Genomic DNA, 18,391 nt, shown 5'->3' on the forward strand with positions numbered 1-18,391 from the left:
TCTTCCATCCTAGAAACCGTACGATATCCTAAATCCCTGTGTTAATTTACGTCCACCGTCGTAAGCAAAGCCATAACTGGCCCTCAGGACCAAGCGTTGCAGTCCAAAATAAAATTCCTTATAATTTCTTTTTTCAGGAGAAGACAGGTAGCCGCCGCCAATAAATTCTTCGAGCTTGGCCTTGCGTAGCAAAGGTACCTTATTCATGAAAAAGCCTGCAAAGTTATGTTCTAAATGCGCTTCAAAATATTGTTGGTTGGTGCTGAACTGATAAAAATCTAAATACTGAAACTTCCTTAGGTTAGGAGGGAAAATAGTCGAAATGTTACCCGCGAAATGTTTAAAATCAGGGTAGTACATTTTATCGTTATTTAGGAATTTGCCTACACCCGCCAAAAATGAAGTATAACCCCATAATCCTAATCCGATCCTGTCCTGAGAAACCTCAAGTTTTACAAAATCATAATCAACATCACTGTTTAACACACCATTAAATCCTTTTTTATACAATAGAGTCATTTTCGGGAATTTTGACTCAGTGTAAAACTTACCGTCGGGACGGGTAATGTATTTCTGTCCAATCGTATAAGTTAAACTTGCAGTTGCACTGAATGAATTATAGGTTGGAAAAAGTGGCGTTTCTACCGTCGGCGTAAATGGATTGTTTGAAGTAAATTCTCTATCCTTTGCATCAATAAACTTAAATGTAGAGTTATTGGTTAAATTTTTGTTCCTGCTGTAATCTACACTCACACTGCCCTGCAACCCCGTTGCCAGTTCGCGGCTGGTATTGATATTGATGAAACTTTTCTCATAAAACTTGGGAAAGTTTTTTTCATAAAACAATGAGTTGATGCTATTGCCCAAGGTTGTCATTGAGCCGAGGTTGTTCAAATCGAAAATGCCATTTCCAAATGAGGCACCTATACTGGCCCTTTTGAGTGGATTGTAATAGTAACTTCCGGTTAAGCTTCCGGTAAGTTTTTGGTTGGCAAAACCATACCTCAATTCAGGCCGGATAGAATATGACCTTCTGTTCTCGAAATCCCTTCTATAAGTAACCCCATATTTAATGGCAAACCCTTCTACCGTATTGTAAAATATCGCTCTAAGCACAGGATCGAAAGACCAATATTCCTTATCGTAGCGATCGTTAACACTATATCCTCTAAGGAGCAATTTGCCGATCCCGAACTTATTATTGTCTTTTTCTAACGAATCGAGGTATTTTTTCGATTCTTTTAGTTTAGCAATGCTATCCTTTTTAACGTAATTAAGTCTTTCATCACCTGTTAAAGGAATCGGTCTGTTGTTTTTCCAATAAACAGAGTCTTTCTTGTTCACCATTTCGGTTACTTTCAAAATTTCGCCGTTGAAAAAGTTTTTAGGAAACTTTGGATCAAGATTATAATTGTTATAGATACCCACATAATAGCCTGCAATTTTAAAGCCTAATACGTTGCCCGCAAACTGAAAATTAATCGCAGTAGGCATGTAAATATCCTTAACCTTAGTAAACTGTTGGCTGATGTTTAGTGTATCAATAAAATTGATTCCTGATTTTTTGGTCAGGTATACATCAGTATTGTAAATTCTCCAGCTGTCATCAATAATATAGATAATCCCCCGAAATACCGGGTCGTTTTCACGGCGTGGGATAACCTCTATTTTATGGATCGTTTCACCATTTTCCTTGCTTTCGCCAAGTAATTTGTATTTGTAATAGAAAAGTGCGTTATCTGCAATTGGAGAAATAAAACCCCTGGCACTTAATGTATTTTCGAGCAGGTAATTGTCGTAAAAGTTAATAATCAGATCAGATGCCTTATTAAAACTAAAGGCATTGTTTCTGCCGGCAACTTTTGAGGAGATCATTTCTTCATGTACATCATTTGGCCTTCTAAAATTGAACTTGCTCTGTGATTCTGATAAATAAATAATGCCTTTCCGGTTGGTATCAAGCTCTAATATTTTTTGGATGTCTTGGCCAAAGAACTTTTTAGGGGCCCCTCTTAAACGCTGAACACCTTTGATATACACATCGCAACTGAATGCTTTAACCTCATTCAAATGTGTTTGTCTCTGCTTAATGGCCTTACGGATGATGGCATAAGCAGGATCTTCGGCATTAGCCCTGATATTTACGTTTTCTAAAGTATAACTTTCGGAGGTTAACGTTACATTAAGTGATACATCATCAGTAAGGTTAATAATATGTTCTTGTTGTTTGTACCCCACCGCCCTAAAACTTAGCGTGTGTTCTCCGGTTTTTAGCTTTATTGAATACTTTCCATCAACATTTGCAGATGTTCCGTTCGTGGTGTTTTTTAAGTAAACTGATGCAAAAGGAATAGGCTGTCCGCTACTGTCTTTAACAGTGCCGGTAATGGTAAATTGTTGAGCTAAAACAAAATTGGTGAGGCCACAAAAAAATAGGAGCGCGCAGATTCTTATCATAAATTAGATTAGTAAGCTATAAATATCGAATAACTTTTAAGACTATACATATAGGTATGTGTTAAAGTTTGTTAAGTTGAAAAAAAAATAATTATGGCCCTGCATTTTTTTAAAATAATTGAACATCATCAGGATTATCCGATCTATCAAACGTTTGTTTGCGAAATATTTGATAAAATTGCCTTTTTAGGTCGGAAAAGACTTTTTTTTATAACTTTGGGCGTAAAATAAACTATATAAAAAGGCCATGTATAAAACATTACAACCTGTTCTTCAAAAAGAACTTGAAGAAATCGAAAACGCTGGATTATTTAAACGCGAAAGGATTATTATTACACCACAGGGTGCCGACATTAAAGTAAGCGGCGGTGCTGAGGTAGTTAATTTTTGTGCAAATAATTATCTAGGGCTCTCTTCTCACCCAAAAGTGATTGAAGCCGCTAAAAAAGCGATCGATGATCATGGTTATGGCATGTCTTCAGTGCGTTTTATCTGCGGAACACAAGATGTGCACAAAGAACTGGAAGCGAAGATCTCTGAATTTTTAGGCACAGAAGATACCATTTTGTATGCTGCCGCATTTGATGCCAATGGCGGTGTGTTCGAACCTTTGTTTAATGCAGAAGATGCCATCATTTCTGATGAATTAAACCATGCATCAATTATCGATGGGGTGCGCTTATGTAAAGCACAACGTTTCCGTTATAAAAATGCAGATATGGAAGATCTGGAAAAACAATTGATCGCAGCTAAAGATTGCAGACATCGGATTATTGTAACTGACGGTGCTTTTTCTATGGATGGATCGGTTGCTCCACTGGATAAAATTGCCGACCTGGCCGATAAATACGAGGCGTTGATTATGATTGATGAATCGCACTGTACCGGTTTTATCGGTAAAAATGGCCGCGGAACACATGAACATTTTAATGTTATGGATCGTATAGATATCATTACCGGTACTTTAGGAAAGGCTTTAGGTGGGGCATCTGGTGGCTTTACTTCAGGAAAAAAAGAAATTATCGACATGTTGCGTCAGCGCTCACGTCCATATTTATTTTCTAATACATTGGCGCCGGCAATTGCAGGTGCATCTATTGCGGTATTGGATATGTTAAGCGAAACCACTTCGTTAAGAGATAAACTGGAGAACAATACCAAGTATTTCCGCGATAGAATGACTGCTGCCGGTTTCGATATCAAGCCTGGTTTTCACCCGATCGTTCCGGTAATGTTATACGATGCCAAAATTGCACAACAATTTGCCGCTAAAATGCTGGAAGAGGGCATTTATGTAATTGGCTTCTTTTATCCGGTTGTACCACAGGGTAAAGCAAGGATCCGTGTACAGTTGTCAGCTGGCCATGAGCAGCATCACTTAGATAAAGCGATTGCGGCATTTACCAAAGTAGGAAAAGAATTAGGGGTGATTTAAAACGTATAGATCTTTAGTAAACAACAAAAGCCGCTTTATGCGGCTTTTGTTGTTTACGGGTTCATTTTCTTTTATAATGATATTGTAAACAGATTATTTGAACCCGGCAACTGTAAAATTATTAGATAATTTGCTGTATATTTGAAGCCATGTTACAGGACAAAATAACACAATACACCGATAAGATTAATGCTTTCGTAACTGAAAAAGCAGATGAATTAGAGCAATTCCGGATTAAATATTTAGGAAGCAAAGGGATAATCAAAGAGATTTTCGACGAATTCAAATCTGTTTCCGTTGAAGAAAAACGATCATTGGGCAAGGTTTTAAACGAGTTTAAGCAACTTGCTGAATCAAAATACCTTACCTTAAAAGAATCTACAGAAAGTTCTGAAACGAAAACTGAAGGCTCGCAACTGGATTTAACACTGCCCGGTGAAGGTTTTGAGATTGGTTCGCGCCATCCATTAGCCTTGGTTCGCAGAGAAATTGTAGAGATTTTTGCCAAACTTGGTTTTACAGTAGCAGAAGGTCCTGAAATTGAAGACGATTGGCACAACTTCTCTGCGCTAAATTTCCCCGAAGAACACCCTGCAAGAGATATGCAAGATACTTTTTTTATTAAAAAAGGTGGAGAGAAGGGCGATATCGCTTTGCGTACGCATACTTCTTCGGTTCAGGTGCGCATGATGGAGCAAGGTCAGCCACCGTTTAGGGCCATTATGCCTGGGCGTGTTTACCGCAATGAAGCCATTTCGGCAAGGGCACATTGTTTTTTTCATCAGGTAGAAGGTTTGTATGTTGATGAAAATGTTTCGTTTGCAGATTTGAAGCAAACCTTATTTTATTTCGTTCAGGAATTATATGGAGAAGGTACCAAAGTACGTTTCCGTCCCTCATATTTCCCTTTTACTGAACCGTCTGCAGAGATGGATATCTCTTGTACAATCTGTAAGGGCGCAGGTTGTCAGTTTTGTAAATACAGTGGCTGGGTAGAGATTTTGGGCTGCGGTATGGTAGATCCCAATGTGTTGGAAAACTGTGGTATCGATTCGAAAAAATACAGCGGTTTTGCCTTTGGAATGGGTATAGAGCGTATTACCAACCTCAAATATGAGATTAAAGATCTGCGTTTATTCTCTGAAAACGATGCACGTTTCTTGAAGCAATTTAAATCTGCTTTAATTTAATGATGAAGTATTTATACAGTATATTATTTGTTCTGATACTGACCACAGGTTGTGGTAAAGATGGAGGCTATATTCCAGACGTGCCGGTAAATTATAATGTTACCATAACCGAGTTTAGCTTGAAAGCAGTAAATAATGTGCTGGTGGTATCGGATAATGGAATAGGTGGATTGTTGATCGTGAAGACGCCGCTTGGTACTTATGTAGCATTTGATCGTTGCAGTACCGTTAATCCGGAAAAAATTTGCAAAGTAGCACCTGATGAAAGTGGCGTAACGGCAACCGACCCATGCTCGGGCGCAAAATTTTCACTATTGGATGGTAGTCCGCAAAAAGCACCTGCCGAAAAAAGCTTAAAAGCATACAATATTTCGTTGCAAGGCAACACACTATTACACGTAAGCAATTAAAATGGAAGCTGAAAAAATAAAAGAAACAGTAAAAAAGGCTGCCAAAGAACTATTTAGGAAATATGGTTATCATAAAACCAGTGTAAACGAAATTGCTAAAAAGGCGCGTATAGCCAAAGCAACCATTTACAAATATTTCGAAAGTAAAGAGCAGGTTTTGGATAGCATCCTCATGGATTATCTCGACCAAAACCTTCACGAAATCCTCCATAATAAACTAAGCTATGCCTCAGAAGAGGAGCATTTAAAGGCCTTGGTGATGAAAACCAGCCGTTTATCTTTTACAGCCTGTAATGAATTTATCGGTTGGGATTTTGTCCGTGAAAATGCAAACTCTCAGGAGTTTTTAAAACATTTGTCAGATCAGCTTGAAGCATTACTGTTGGCAGCTTATTTACAACTGGATAATTTTAAAAACAATCCGGCAAGAAGAGAAGGTTTGGCCTTTTTGTTGAAGGCCAGTAAAAGTATCGTATTTTCGTTCGCATTTACCTCGGTAAGTGACTCGGACGTGCGTAAAAACTTTGTTGGCTTTCAAAAAGAGATATTGCCTTTTTTAGTGAAAGCGGCACTTTAAAGATCAATATGAATTGACCACAGATTACATAAATTTCTATCTGTGTAATCTGTGACTAAAACCTGTAATAGCTGATTTATTGATTGTAATAATCTTTGATCTTGAACTTTTGTACGGTTCTTTTCATTTTACCGTCCACCAGTTTTTGCGTAATTACGGTAACATTATCTGCAATGCTCGAATCTTCAATTACCGATGAATCTTCGTAAAGTACATTTTTAGTGCCATATTTATAATTGATGGTTTTATCAAAACAGCATCCATCTTTTTGGTGAATGGCAATCTGCTTCGTTTTTTTGTCAATATCGAACATGCCAAGGTTTTCGCTTGCCAGTTTGGTGAGTTCGCTATTTAACAGAAACGTATTATCCTTTGATGCCAAATAAACATTGTAAGATGGGCTGGAATAAGCACCCTTGCTGCCATTTCTGATGGCAATATCTTCAAATCCATCAAAATTAAAATCGCCAAAAATCAATGGGGTTTGGTATTTTCCAAGCTCAAGCCAGCCAAGTTTCGCATCCTGCTTTTCTGTTAAGCCAAAATCCAGATCTTCAGAATGGAAAGTATCTATTTCTCTGTCTGATACCTTATCATAAATAATAACAGTGGCCTTTCCACTACAGGCATTATCTTCGCATTTATCTACAAAAATTTTAGCTTTGTATTGGTTGGAGCTGTTATTGGCAAGGAATTTAAACTGTGCTTTCGAAGTGTTGGTTATCAATAAAATAACGCAAAAAATGATCAAACTTTTCATCAATTGATTTTTGGTAAAATTACATCAATATCACGCCGCAAAAAGTTAAAAAAGGTTAACGTTTTCTTTTACGCGTTTTAATATAGCTTTGAACAGCCGATTTTGTGGTAAGCCAGTCTCTTCCTTCTTTGTAAGCATCTATCTTGCCCTGCCTGGCAAGCAAACTCACATACTCCTGGCCATATGGAACATCGGGCTCAGAAACGATATGAGATATGGGTTCGTAATCTCCATAGGTATTTCCTGGCAGTGCATTGATATAGATGTTTAACGAGCGTTCTACGGCCTGTAGCATTAATAAACAAAGTTTGTGATAATTGCCCTTGTTGGCCTGATTAAGTGCCTCATAGTATTTCTTTCTATCATTTTTGAGGATAATAGCTGGGGGAAAGCCATTCCGCATCAGCAATAAATTCATCGCAAGCCTCACTGTACGGCCATTACCATCAAAAAAGGGATGGATCCAGACCAATTTATGGTGGAATATAGTGGACAGTAAAATATCATTTAGACCGAGTGGGTTATTATTTACAAAGCCAATTAATTCGTCCAATAAATCAGGAACTTTGTTGGCATTGGGTGGCGTAAAATTCGCCCCAACAATACGAACACCACCGTTCCTTAAACGGCCCGCATAATCATCTTCAATACTCCTGAGTACCAAACCATGTAATGATAGCACATCAATGCTTCTCAGTGTATAGTTTTTGTTTACTAAGGTATAGAGGTAATCGATGGCTTTTTCATGGTTATATGCTTCAAAGTGTTCCCGCAACGATTTGCCTTTAACGGTCATACCCTCCTGTAGAACCATCTGGGTTTCTTTCAGGCTTAGGGTATTTCCTTCTATACTATTGGAATTGTAAGTCCATTCCAAGGTGAGGTCTTCTTTGATACGGTGTAGCGCACTACTGGGCAGAGGCCTTGATGTTTCTAGCCTGGCCTTTTTTTCGTACAACCTTTCTATTTGTGCTTGTAGCTCCTCTAAATTACTTAAATCGAATGCCCACATATCCAAATATATCAATTATCGGTTGTATTAGAAAATAAACTTATCCGATATTAAAAATTTTCGCAAAAAAAAATGATAACAGGGTAGGTTATCATTTAAAAATTTCTTTTTTTATTCGGTTATTCCCATTTAAACACTTTTACTGCTACAGCATAAATGCCAATGCCCCAGAGCAACAGGATCATGATCTGGAATTTAACATCCCACAAACCTAATCCTTCAAAAGCTACTTTACGCATGGCGTCATTTAAATAAGTAAGAGGTAGCGCTCTGCTGATGGGTTGTAACCAGTTTGGAAAAGCCTCTATAGAAAAAAATGTTCCCGATAATAAAAACTGTGGTAAAGTAACAATATTTGAGATAGGGGGTACCATGCTTTCACTTTTAGCAATGCCCGAAATAATAAAGCCAAAACCCATAAACACAATCACACCAAGTGTAGCCAGTATGAGCATATTGACGACGGTGAGCACACCATGTACGAGCGTAAAGCCGAAAAAGAAATGGCCGATCAGAATAATAAACAACGCACCAATTAAAGCAAAGCCTATACGGGCAATACCTTCGCCGATTACGATGCTCGAGCGTTTTACAGGAGTAGCAAAAAAACGTTTAATTACCAGCGTTTGCCGCAAACTTAAAAATACGAATGCTGTTCCAAAAACACCGGTGCTCAACAATGAGAAGCCCAATTGTCCTGGAAGGATAAAATCGATCGTTTTATATTCGCGACCAGTAATGGTGCTTTCTTTTATCTCTGCAACTGTTGGTTTTAAGGTTTTGTCATAAAAGATATTGTTTAACACCGATTTTAAAATTCCGCCTTTATCTCTTGATGCGGAAGTATATACCACATTAACCGAATAAGCAGCAGCATTTACTTTCCTATGCACATCGATCATCGCATCAACATTACCTTTTTCTAACAGTTTGTCAAAGTCGGCTTTCGATTTATCTTTAACCAGTCGGATCATCCCTGTTTTTTCTAACATACCCATAACCGGATTGTTTATATCCGAGCCTGGCGTAACACCAACATCGATACGTGTTCCTCCGCCACCTAAAAAGCCGAAGACCAAAATAAATATCAAAGGAAAAGCAAGGGTAAATACTACTGCCGATGGGCTTCGCATAATCGATCGGAAACTGGCTTTGGCAAGGGCAAGAGTTGCGGTGGTGTTACTGTAGCCCCCCAACCCCCTAAAGGAGACTTTTTCCTTTCTAGTCTGAGTATCGTTTTGCATATTGCTATTATCTTATTGGTTCTTTAAAATCTATAATATTAAAAATGGTTGTTTTTGGAATTTAGTCAAGATAAAAGGGAAATATTAGTCCGTTTTTGCAATTGCTATTTCCATATCGCCTGTAATCCCTTCAGGGGGCTAGGGGGTGAATTACTCTCGCCACTCCTGGCCTGTTAGATGAATGAAAACATCTTCCAGATTGGCCTTTTTTACTTCTTTTTTACGCTCAAAACCACTGCTTACCAGTTTATCAATCAAGTTGTCTGGCGTGTCTAAGGCGATAATCTGTCCACGCTCTACAAAGGCCACACGGTCGCAAAGTTGTTCTGCTTCGTCCATATAATGCGTAGTAATTACAACTGTTGTTCCTGCATCGCGGATTTCGGTAATTAAATCCCAAAGATTTCTTCTGGCCTGTGGATCTAAGCCTGTTGTAGGCTCATCAAGGAAAATAATCTTAGGTTGATTGATCAGTGTGGTAGCGATAGAGAAACGTTGTTTCTGGCCTCCGGAAAGGGCTTTGTATTTCGCCTTTGCCTTATCCTGAAGATTTACTTTCTCCAGCATTTCCATAGGTTTGATGCTGGCGCCATATAAACCGGCAAAAAGTTCGATCAGTTCGATCAGGTTTAGGTTAGGATAATAACCAGCGGCCTGTAATTGTACGCCGATAATCTGTTTAATTTCCTGTGGCTGTTTGTCTACCGAAAAACCATCCACGATAATTTCACCCGAAGTTTTATCTCTTAAAGTTTCGATAATTTCGAGTGTAGTGGTTTTCCCTGCGCCATTCGGCCCGAGCAAACCAAAAATTTCGTGTTCGTATACTTCAAAACTAAGGCCTTGAACGGCCACAAAATCATCATACTTTTTTACCAGGTTTTTTACGCTGATAATGGCTTTTTTTGTCTCCATATTGCGAATGTAAGCAGCTTTAAATGAATAGAGAATGAATTTGTAGATGGATAACCGAAAATGTCGGTAAAATGATGTTTATAGTAGGTAGAATCATTAGTTGTTGTTTTTTCGGATTAAAATAATAACATCCCGATCTACCGAATCTATTTTATAACTGTTTTTGGCTTTGTTGAAAGCACCATCAAAAATAATTTGATCTTTTAAAAAACTGAATGTTCCTTTTGTATTGATGCTGTCGCTAGGAATTACATATGATTCTCTGTAAATACGATCATATTCCATGCGGTGTTTCCAGGGGTTTTGATACTCGCGTACTTTTTTACCGGTATAGGTGCCGTTGGTTTTAAGCGATAAAGAATAGGTAGTTTTTAGATCATAAGATTCAGCACTCCATGTACTGTCGGGTTTCCTTGTTGCATTAAATTTGTAGATTAATCCATATTGTACTTTTTCTACAAAATCCCTGTTGTTGGTTACTGAGTTTTGAAGTCTAAAATTGGCATTCGTTCCATATAAAGTATCCAGATTTTTATTGGCTGCAAATGTCCACTTCGTATAGATGTAATTTTCAGGTTTAATTATTTCATTTATTCTTTTTAGGTAGATCGTGTCAATACTTGAAGCAGCTCCTTTTCCCTGTCCGCCACCAAATGTACTGTGTCCTTCGATAGTATAACTTAAAAAGCCTTCCTTTTTTATATCTTCAGAAATGTGCAAGGGGGGAGCTTCCATCATGAAGATTTCAGGTATGAAAAACTTGTTGTACCGGATTTCTTTTAGATAAAATTTTCCATCTGCATCGGTAAGGGTTTCGCCTACTTTACAGCCAACAATTGGTTTGTTCTGATAATCTAGAATAGTGCCGGTGATAGCTGGTCTGGATAACCTGGAAATACATGAGCCTAAGAAACATGTCGAAAGAGCAAGAAATGTAATCAGTAGGTTTTTGAACATGCTCTAATTTAAATAAAAAAACACTGCTAATATTTATTGGCAGTGTTTTAATGCTTTAACAGATTGACCGATATTTACCAGCTTAATTCACCTTTCATTACCTCAACAAAATCGTCGAATAAGTAACGCGAATCGTGCGGGCCTGGGGAAGACTCAGGGTGATATTGAACTGAGAATGCTTTTTTGCCTTTAACACGGATGCCTTCGATAGATTTATCGTTTAGGTTAATGTGTGTGATCTCCACCTGATCTGAATTTCTAACCTCATCAGGCACTACACCAAAACCGTGGTTTTGTGAAGTTACCTCGCAGTGGTTTTTAATGATGTTTTTTACGGGATGGTTTAAACCACGGTGGCCATTAAACATTTTCATGGTGCCGATACCGTTGGCCTCTGCCAATAATTGGTGACCTAAACAAATACCAAACAATGGTTTGTCAACAGCTAAAATGTCTTTAATGGTTTCCACTGCATAAGGCATCACTGATGGATCGCCGGGGCCGTTAGAAATGAAATAACCATCCGGACCGAATTTTTCCATTTCGGCAAAAGTAGTTTTAGCGGGGAAAACCTGAACATAAATATCACGGTTTTCAAAACTGCGCAAAATGTTTTTCTTAATGCCTAAATCTAAAGCGGCAACTTTTAAACTTGCTTCAGGGTTGCCATAAAAATAAGGTTCGGTTGTACTTACTTTTGAAGAAAGTTCCAGCCCTTCCATTGAAGGTACTTCGGCTAATTTTTGTTTTAATTCGTCTAAATTGGTGATCTCAGAAGAAATAATTGCGTTCATAGCTCCTTTATCTCTGATGTGGCGAACCAATGCACGGGTATCGATATCAGAAATGGCAACTAAATTGTCGTTCTGGAAATAATCCTGAATAGATTCTGTAGCTTCTTTACGGCTATAAACGATGTTGTAATTTTTACAAACTAAACCAGCAATTTTAATCGAACCTGATTCGATTTCATCTTTATGGATACCGTAGTTACCAATATGTGCATTGGTGGTAACCATTATCTGTCCAAAATAACTTGGGTCAGTAAAAATTTCCTGGTAACCTGTCATCCCGGTATTAAAACAAATTTCGCCAGTAGTGGTGCCAATTTTTCCGGCCGCTTTGCCGTAAAAAACTGTGCCATCGGCCAGTAATAAAATCGCAGGTAACTTGGTGTAGTTAGTCATGGTAATTACAATATGGATTTTGATTAAAAAAAGAGTTGAAAAAAGAATGGCTTTCGGCATTAAAGCCGTTTTTGCGGGGTGCAAAAAAAGATGAATATATCCCTTCCATTTCGGGGTACAAAGATAGAGTTTTAGATTGGAAATGTAAAGAGAAAAGTGAAATAAGGTTTGAGGTGGAGCGTATAGGGATAAGGTTGCCGCATGTTAAACCTTATACCTTTTACCTCATCCCTTTTTAAAGAAAAAACAATACTTTTGGCAACACAAAACAAATCTTATGTCGGTACATAAAGAAATCAAACGCATCACCACGCACACTTTACAGGAAATGAAGCAACGTGGTGAAAAAATATCGATGCTAACGGCCTACGATTATTCGATGGCTACCATTTTAGATGATGCAGGACTGGATGTTCTACTGGTAGGCGATTCTGCTTCTAATGTAATGGCTGGTCATGAAACGACTTTGCCGATTACGCTAGATCAGATGATTTACCATGCTGCTTCGGTAATCAGAGCGGTGAAACGTGCTTTTGTGGTAGTCGATCTGCCTTTTGGCTCTTATCAGGGAAATTCGAAAGAAGCTTTGAATTCTGCCATTCGGATTATGAAAGAATCTGGAGCACATGGTGTTAAGTTAGAGGGTGGAGAAGAAATTATTGAATCTGTTCAAAGGATTATTACTGCAGGTATACCCGTAATGGGGCACCTGGGTTTAACCCCTCAATCCATTTATAAATTTGGTACTTATACCGTTCGCGCGAAAGAAGAAGAAGAAGCAAATAAATTAAAATCTGATGTTTTGGCGCTACAGGCTGCCGGTTGCTTTGCCATTGTGCTGGAGAAAATTCCGGCTGCTTTAGGTCAAGAAGTTACCGAAAGCCTGAATATTCCTACTATTGGTATTGGTGCCGGCCAGGCATGCGACGGACAGGTATTGGTCGTAAATGATATGATTGGCCTAACAAAAGGTTTTAAACCCCGTTTTTTACGTCAGTATATTAATTTATACGATGAAATTTTGGGCGCTGCACAATCCTATATCCGTGATGTAAAAGCAAACGATTTTCCGAACGAAAAAGAACAGTATTAACCCCAAACCCATAAAGGGGCTTTTTGAATGCATTGGGATAGCTTGTGGAAATACAAATCAATATATTATTAAAACTTTAAGAACCCCTTTAGGGGCGGAGGGGTTAAATGCCAATTACCGATAACGACATCCTTTTTGAAGATAACCATTTAATCGCCATTAATAAAAGGGCAGGTGATATTGTACAGGTGGATGAAACCGGAGATGAACCTTTGGATGAACAGGTAAAAAAGTATATCGCTAAAAAATACAATAAACCAAACGGTGCTTTTTTGGGGGTGGTACATCGGTTAGACCGGCCTGTGAGCGGTGTGATTTTATTTGCTAAAACCAGTAAGGCTTTAGAGCGGATGAATGCTGTTTTCAAAAACAGGGAAGTAAAGAAAACCTATTGGGCAGTAGTGAAAAACAAGCCAGAAAAAGAATCTGCCACTTTGATCCACTGGTTGGTTAAAAACCCACAGAAAAATGTGGTTTCTTATTACAATACAGAGGTTACCGGTAGTCAGCGGGCTGAACTTTCTTATAAGGTAAAGGCAAAGGTTGGCGATTATTATCTATTGGAAGTAGACCCATTAACTGGTCGTTCACACCAGATCAGGGTACAACTATCGTCGATGGGCTGCCCCATCATGGGCGATAATAAATACGGTTATCCACGTGGAAGCCGAAAGGGAAGTATTTGTTTACATGCCCGCCGTTTACAGTTTATACATCCCGTTAAAAAAGAACCTGTAAATATTTTTGCCAAATTGCCTGTTGATGGTTTTTGGGAACGTTTCGAAGACTTATAAAAGCAATACATTTAATATAATTAAGATGTCCGGATCACAATATTTAATATTTGACCGGATTTTTTATGATTTGGCATTATATTTCGTCTGTTCAAAACCAAAACCAAATTAATCATGAAAAATACCATCTTATCTATCACTACCACTGGCCTATTAGCATCTATGTTAGTTTCTTGCGAGAGTACCAAAAAAACAGAAACGACTAAAGATTCGAGCGAAATTTCTGCTAATGGAGACACCATCGTTAAAACAACAACAAAAACAACAGAAATTGTTAAAACCGATATTCCCACTTTTTCCAGTGAAGAAGTGAATAAGGGTTTAGCAGAATATGCTGCACTTAAGGATGAGTATGTTGCCGCTGTGAAAAGTAAAAATGCTACTGAAATTAAAGCCATAAACGATAAATATACCGCATGGGCGAATCAGGCAACTGGTTGGGCCGCCAAATTAAAGCCAGATGAAATACAAAAATATTCTGATTATGTACTAAAACTAAGTGAGGAGTGGACTAGTGCAGCAAAAGATGTTGTAAAGTAAAAACAAAAGCATTGAAAACCGTCATCACGTGTAATCAGGAATCCTAAAGCATTTTCAATTGACATTAAGATTCCTGATCAACACATTAGCTATTGGCTGGGAATGACGATTTTTTCAGTATTATTTACAATCAGTTTTACCGAAAGCCATCGATCCATCAAATTTTAGCTTGTTTAGATCTTTATATTTAACTTCTCCCTTAACTTCCTGCACATCGCCAAAGCCTTCTACTAATTGATCCCCTTGTTTTAAGAATGCCACTTCCCTAACGGATGTTTGCCCCTCAGACTGGAAAGTATAATTGGCAATAATGGTGTCGCCTTTAACAATACCAGCAATAGTACCTGAATTTTTATCTTTTTCGTATAAATTGTAACCTAAGGTGCCTGTTACCTTGTTGTCTTCTGTTTTTAACGAGAGTGTAGCAGTATCACGGTTTTTAATGTATTGATAACATTGAAGGGCATCGGGTGCTTTTTCGGCATTGGTTACAATTGTCGAATCTATTTTTGCCTGTGTTTTCTTTGCTGTACCGCCCTGGCATGAGGCCATAAATAAAGCAGCAACTCCTAGCATTGGAATCATGTTTTTCATAGGGATATGATTTGTTTTCTTATCGGATTGATTTCATTATGTACTGCAAAGCCCCTGCCAAAATATGGTTATAAACCAGAAAGCCCCGCAATGCGAGGCTGACTAAACAATTAAACTATATAAAATCTTACCAAACGTAAGTACCAACAGCACCTTTATCCAGGCTACTGCTTACCATTTTACCATTGTATTTAATATTGAAAACCGTTTCTGTATTGTTATTATTGCATACAATCAGTACGTTTTTGCCATCAGGTGTTTTAAATGCCACATTCTGAAGGTTATTTGTAATATTTGATGCAATCCTCACAGAGCCTGGTTTCACGAATTTAGAAGCATGGGCGATTACATAGTAGGCTACGTTTCTGCTTACCGCAGGCGCAATGGTAATCGCACCCAGGCAAGTGGTACAACCACCTTTATCGGTGTGAGGATTATAATTAGGATCGGCAGCCAGGTTCCACTCTAAAACATTACGGCTCCAGTTACGTGTTGCGCCAACAATCAAGGTAGATACATGCCATTTTAAATCTTCGGCAAAGTTGCCAGGACCGCCAACCCACTGTTCGGTAAAGTAAACATTGCGGTCGGGATGGGCGTTGTGTACCTGTGTAAGTGCCGTAATTGGCCCTGCATATAAGTGGAACGCAGAACCATCAACATATTTCCTGGCATCGGCATCATTTAAGATGGTAATGGGATACTCTGGCTTATCTGCATTATGATCATAAACAATAATTTTGGTTTTAATGTTATTACTTTGAAAAATGGGACCCAATGCTGTTTTAATGAAATCTGCCTGATCCAGAGCCGTCATATACATACTTGGGTTATTGCCTGGATGCAGAGGCTCATTTTGTGGGGTGATGGCATCAATTACTATACCTTCGGCTTTCATTGCCTGAATATATTTCACCAGATATTTTGCATAGGTTTGGTAATATTCTGGTTTTAAACTGCCACCAATAAAACTTTTATTCGTTTTCATCCAGGTAGGAGCAGTCCAAGGAGAACCTAAAATTTTAATTGCTGGGTTTATGGTCACAATCTTTTTTAATATTGGGATCAAATCTGCCTGTTCTTTAGCGATAGAGAATTTAGCTAGTTGATCATCTGTTTCCCCATCAGCTAAATCATTATAGGTAAAAGGCGTAGCGCTTAGATCTGAAGCGCCGATACTGATTCTGATGTAACTCACTGCAATGGCATCTTCAGTGCCCGCAAATAGCTCCTTTAGCAACTTATCTTGTGAAGCAGCAGGTAGAGCATTAATCAGTCCCGCACTTCCGCCTGTTAAGGTATAGCCAAAGCCATCCATACTTTGAAAAGTGGTAGCAGGATCAACGTCAATGGTTGGATGATTATTGGTTGCGGTTGAAAAGTTTAATGCAACGTCCTGTTTTTTCAACAATTGGGATTGATCACCTTTGGTGAGCCAAAATGCAACATCGGTTTTTACTGGTGCTGTAGAAGGTGGTGTTTCCGAATTCCCACCGCCTGCCTCCGGGCTTTTGCTGCAGGCACAGGCAATAATCAGGATGCTCAGCGCAGTGCCAAGATTGTAAATAGGTTTCATAATGATGGCTTTGGTTAGAGATTTCAGGGTATTTCGCATAGTATAAAAAATGTGGGTAATAAAAAGAAGCAGATTTTAGAACTATCATCCTGAATTTGTCGAAGTGCAAGTTTCAATGTTTCGTGAAACGTTTTGAAGCGCTTAACGTTGACAAATTAGAATCACCAGCTTCGTTTTTTTTAAAAGAAAAAGTTATAAAACAAAGGCGACCGTAGCCGCCTTTGTTATAATAAAGAAATTAACGAAGGTTGGGGTTTCTATCCAATTCAGACTGTGGAATCGGGAATAATAGATTGGCTGTAGTAATGTTGTAATTCAATGAATTGCCGTTGCCATCTTTTTGAGCATTCATTACGGTAACTGCTCTGTTTGTTCTTAATAAATCGAACCAGCGCTGTCCCTCAAATGCCAATTCTAAGCGACGCTCTTTCTCGATAGCCAAACGCATAGAAGCCTGATCAGCTGCTGGCGTTACACCTAAATTCACACGATTGCGGATTTCGTTTACGATTGTTGCTGCTGCAGACCAACCCGAAGCACTTAATTCGTTCAAGGCTTCTGCTTTTAATAATTTGATATCAGCCAAACGGATGAGATAGGTATCTGTTTTATCATCAGCTCTATATTTGTTGATGTGCGGATATACAGCAGGATTTTTCCAATAATCATCATCCCATCCAATGCCATCAATCAAAATGCTTGATTTTTTACGTATTACGTCCTTTTCAGCATCAAACGTGCTTACTAAATCATTGGTTGGTGTATTAAATTTTTTCCACCCGGCACCAAATAACTGACTTGGCATCCAGTTGCCATGTAAACCACCCCAGCCATCATATTGCATTTCCCAAATGGCTTCTGAATTGTTTTTGTGGTTTTGATCCCATAAGAAATCGTAATTCGGTACCAAAGTATAACCACCACCAATAACCGCATCGGCATAAGTACTTACTTTATTCCAGTCAGGATTTGTCTTAGTTGCATATACTTTAGCTAAAAGTGCATTGGCAACGCCTTTGGTCATTAATCCTTTGTTTGGTGCAGAAATGCGTGCATTGGCTGCACCATATTCAAGATCAGCGATTATTTGGGCATAAATGGCGTCAACACTTGCTTTAGGTGGAGAAAACTCTTCAGTTGTAGAAGGGATTTTTAAAACAAGAGGAGCAGCGCCGAATAATCTTACCACATTAAAATACATGTAGGCACGTAAAATTCTGGCCTCTGCAAGTATCTGCTTGCGTCGGTCGTTTATATCTAATTTAGGATCCTGTATGTTAGGCACGTTGTCTGTTACCAAATTGGCATTTTTGATGTCCCTATACAATGCGGTATAATCTCTGGTAACATTTTCATTGGTATTGATTACCTTGAAAAGGTCGATCTGGATATTATTTGGGTTATCGCCACCAGCATAACAGTTATCAGAAGTAACATCGCCATTGGTCATAAAATCCATGATGTGATAATCATTGTACATGCCATCATAAACGCCCTGGATCAATTTTTCCGCAGCTGCGGCATCAGCAAAGGCAACATCCGGTGTTACCTGACTGATTGGTTGCTTATCCAGAAAATCTTTTTTACAGCTGCTTAATGCCATCGTAACGGCCCCAACTGTAATTAATGAATATATTTTAAGTTTCATTT

The 18,391-nt window shown here is 38.5% G+C and carries 18 protein-coding genes; 8 read left to right on the forward strand and 10 right to left on the reverse strand.

The annotated features are described in order from the left end of the window. Nucleotides 1-9 precede the first annotated feature (9 nt). A complete protein-coding gene (locus AC04Q1_RS13140) occupies nt 10-2,457 on the reverse strand; it encodes a DUF5686 and carboxypeptidase regulatory-like domain-containing protein (RefSeq protein WP_478365054.1) in 2,448 nt (815 codons plus the stop codon). Nucleotides 2,458-2,704: 247 nt separating this feature from the next. Between AC04Q1_RS13140 and kbl the strand changes: the two genes are divergently transcribed. The 4 genes from kbl (at nt 2,705) to AC04Q1_RS13160 (ending at nt 6,069) form a co-directional block, all read left to right on the forward strand. Then, nucleotides 2,705-3,892, forward strand: coding sequence for a glycine C-acetyltransferase (gene kbl, locus AC04Q1_RS13145; RefSeq protein WP_478365055.1), 1,188 nt, complete (start codon nt 2,705-2,707; stop codon nt 3,890-3,892). 149 nt (nt 3,893-4,041) lie between these two features. Further along, nucleotides 4,042-5,082: a phenylalanine--tRNA ligase subunit alpha gene (pheS, locus tag AC04Q1_RS13150; protein WP_478365056.1), complete on the forward strand. Its 1,041-nt coding sequence runs from the start codon at nt 4,042-4,044 to the stop codon at nt 5,080-5,082. Beyond that, complete coding sequence (locus AC04Q1_RS13155; protein ID WP_478365057.1) at nt 5,082-5,492, forward strand: Rieske (2Fe-2S) protein; 411 nt, start codon at nt 5,082-5,084, stop codon at nt 5,490-5,492. Before pheS ends, AC04Q1_RS13155 begins: the two co-directional genes overlap by 1 nt. Nucleotide 5,493: 1 nt before the next feature. Continuing rightward, entirely contained in the window at nt 5,494-6,069 is a 576-nt protein-coding gene (locus AC04Q1_RS13160; protein WP_478365058.1) for a TetR/AcrR family transcriptional regulator, read from the forward strand. A gap of 76 nt (nt 6,070-6,145) precedes the next feature. Here the strand turns inward: AC04Q1_RS13160 and AC04Q1_RS13165 are convergent, their stop codons facing one another. The 6 genes from AC04Q1_RS13165 to carA all read right to left on the reverse strand — a co-directional run bounded on the left by AC04Q1_RS13165 (nt 6,146) and on the right by carA (nt 12,144). Continuing rightward, on the reverse strand, nt 6,146-6,829 hold the full coding sequence (locus AC04Q1_RS13165; protein WP_478365059.1) for an XAC2610-related protein: 684 nt from the start codon (nt 6,827-6,829) through the stop codon (nt 6,146-6,148). Nucleotides 6,830-6,884: 55 nt separating this feature from the next. After that, on the reverse strand, nt 6,885-7,841 hold the full coding sequence (locus AC04Q1_RS13170) for a Fic family protein (RefSeq protein WP_478365060.1): 957 nt from the start codon (nt 7,839-7,841) through the stop codon (nt 6,885-6,887). Between the two features lie 119 nt (nt 7,842-7,960). Beyond that, the gene (locus AC04Q1_RS13175) at nt 7,961-9,085 is read right to left on the reverse strand and encodes an ABC transporter permease (protein ID WP_478365061.1); all 1,125 of its coding nucleotides are present in this window, start codon (nt 9,083-9,085) and stop codon (nt 7,961-7,963) included. Nucleotides 9,086-9,235: 150 nt separating this feature from the next. Continuing rightward, a complete protein-coding gene (locus AC04Q1_RS13180; protein ID WP_478365062.1) occupies nt 9,236-10,000 on the reverse strand; it encodes an ABC transporter ATP-binding protein in 765 nt (254 codons plus the stop codon). Between the two features lie 96 nt (nt 10,001-10,096). Beyond that, nucleotides 10,097-10,957 carry a hypothetical protein gene (locus AC04Q1_RS13185; RefSeq protein ID WP_478365063.1) on the reverse strand — a complete coding sequence of 287 codons (861 nt, stop codon included), beginning with the start codon at nt 10,955-10,957 and terminating at the stop codon, nt 10,097-10,099. 74 nt (nt 10,958-11,031) lie between these two features. Then, a complete protein-coding gene (carA, locus tag AC04Q1_RS13190; protein ID WP_478365064.1) occupies nt 11,032-12,144 on the reverse strand; it encodes a glutamine-hydrolyzing carbamoyl-phosphate synthase small subunit in 1,113 nt (370 codons plus the stop codon). A gap of 35 nt (nt 12,145-12,179) precedes the next feature. Between carA and AC04Q1_RS13195 the strand changes: the two genes are divergently transcribed. The 4 genes from AC04Q1_RS13195 (at nt 12,180) to AC04Q1_RS13210 (ending at nt 14,571) form a co-directional block, all read left to right on the forward strand. Then, complete coding sequence (locus tag AC04Q1_RS13195; RefSeq protein ID WP_478365065.1) at nt 12,180-12,383, forward strand: hypothetical protein; 204 nt, start codon at nt 12,180-12,182, stop codon at nt 12,381-12,383. A 38-nt stretch (nt 12,384-12,421) separates the two neighbouring features. Further along, complete coding sequence (panB, locus tag AC04Q1_RS13200; RefSeq protein WP_478365066.1) at nt 12,422-13,237, forward strand: 3-methyl-2-oxobutanoate hydroxymethyltransferase; 816 nt, start codon at nt 12,422-12,424, stop codon at nt 13,235-13,237. A 107-nt stretch (nt 13,238-13,344) separates the two neighbouring features. After that, nucleotides 13,345-14,031, forward strand: a complete 687-nt coding sequence (locus AC04Q1_RS13205; RefSeq protein WP_108198402.1) for an RluA family pseudouridine synthase — start codon at nt 13,345-13,347, stop codon at nt 14,029-14,031. 114 nt (nt 14,032-14,145) lie between these two features. Beyond that, the gene (locus tag AC04Q1_RS13210) at nt 14,146-14,571 is read left to right on the forward strand and encodes a hypothetical protein (RefSeq protein WP_478365067.1); all 426 of its coding nucleotides are present in this window, start codon (nt 14,146-14,148) and stop codon (nt 14,569-14,571) included. Nucleotides 14,572-14,691: 120 nt separating this feature from the next. Here the strand turns inward: AC04Q1_RS13210 and AC04Q1_RS13215 are convergent, their stop codons facing one another. The 3 genes from AC04Q1_RS13215 to AC04Q1_RS13225 all read right to left on the reverse strand — a co-directional run bounded on the left by AC04Q1_RS13215 (nt 14,692) and on the right by AC04Q1_RS13225 (nt 18,389). Then, complete coding sequence (locus AC04Q1_RS13215) at nt 14,692-15,165, reverse strand: hypothetical protein (protein WP_478365068.1); 474 nt, start codon at nt 15,163-15,165, stop codon at nt 14,692-14,694. Between the two features lie 127 nt (nt 15,166-15,292). Further along, nucleotides 15,293-16,741, reverse strand: a complete 1,449-nt coding sequence (locus AC04Q1_RS13220) for a glycoside hydrolase family 30 protein (RefSeq protein ID WP_478365069.1) — start codon at nt 16,739-16,741, stop codon at nt 15,293-15,295. A gap of 238 nt (nt 16,742-16,979) precedes the next feature. Continuing rightward, nucleotides 16,980-18,389 (reverse strand): RagB/SusD family nutrient uptake outer membrane protein, encoded by a 1,410-nt coding sequence (locus AC04Q1_RS13225; protein WP_478365070.1) that lies wholly within the window; start codon nt 18,387-18,389, stop codon nt 16,980-16,982. Nucleotides 18,390-18,391 lie beyond the last annotated feature (2 nt).

The sequence above is a fragment of the Pedobacter humicola genome (assembly GCF_056490705.1).

Bases quoted from the DNA above. Each gene is read 5' to 3' on its own strand.
- AC04Q1_RS13205 (WP_108198402.1), top strand. From the start codon at position 13,345: ATGCCAATTACCGATAACGACATCCTTTTTGAAGATAACCATTTAATC.
- AC04Q1_RS13140 (WP_478365054.1), bottom strand. From the start codon at position 2,457: ATGATAAGAATCTGCGCGCTCCTATTTTTTTGTGGCCTCACCAATTTT.
- AC04Q1_RS13170 (WP_478365060.1), bottom strand. From the start codon at position 7,841: ATGTGGGCATTCGATTTAAGTAATTTAGAGGAGCTACAAGCACAAATA.
- AC04Q1_RS13185 (WP_478365063.1), bottom strand. From the start codon at position 10,957: ATGTTCAAAAACCTACTGATTACATTTCTTGCTCTTTCGACATGTTTC.
- carA (WP_478365064.1), bottom strand. From the start codon at position 12,144: ATGACTAACTACACCAAGTTACCTGCGATTTTATTACTGGCCGATGGC.
- AC04Q1_RS13180 (WP_478365062.1), bottom strand. From the start codon at position 10,000: ATGGAGACAAAAAAAGCCATTATCAGCGTAAAAAACCTGGTAAAAAAG.
- AC04Q1_RS13160 (WP_478365058.1), top strand. From the start codon at position 5,494: ATGGAAGCTGAAAAAATAAAAGAAACAGTAAAAAAGGCTGCCAAAGAA.
- panB (WP_478365066.1), top strand. From the start codon at position 12,422: ATGTCGGTACATAAAGAAATCAAACGCATCACCACGCACACTTTACAG.
- AC04Q1_RS13210 (WP_478365067.1), top strand. From the start codon at position 14,146: ATGAAAAATACCATCTTATCTATCACTACCACTGGCCTATTAGCATCT.
- AC04Q1_RS13155 (WP_478365057.1), top strand. From the start codon at position 5,082: ATGATGAAGTATTTATACAGTATATTATTTGTTCTGATACTGACCACA.
- AC04Q1_RS13175 (WP_478365061.1), bottom strand. From the start codon at position 9,085: ATGCAAAACGATACTCAGACTAGAAAGGAAAAAGTCTCCTTTAGGGGG.
- AC04Q1_RS13225 (WP_478365070.1), bottom strand. From the start codon at position 18,389: ATGAAACTTAAAATATATTCATTAATTACAGTTGGGGCCGTTACGATG.
- kbl (WP_478365055.1), top strand. From the start codon at position 2,705: ATGTATAAAACATTACAACCTGTTCTTCAAAAAGAACTTGAAGAAATC.
- AC04Q1_RS13220 (WP_478365069.1), bottom strand. From the start codon at position 16,741: ATGAAACCTATTTACAATCTTGGCACTGCGCTGAGCATCCTGATTATT.
- pheS (WP_478365056.1), top strand. From the start codon at position 4,042: ATGTTACAGGACAAAATAACACAATACACCGATAAGATTAATGCTTTC.
- AC04Q1_RS13165 (WP_478365059.1), bottom strand. From the start codon at position 6,829: ATGAAAAGTTTGATCATTTTTTGCGTTATTTTATTGATAACCAACACT.
- AC04Q1_RS13215 (WP_478365068.1), bottom strand. From the start codon at position 15,165: ATGAAAAACATGATTCCAATGCTAGGAGTTGCTGCTTTATTTATGGCC.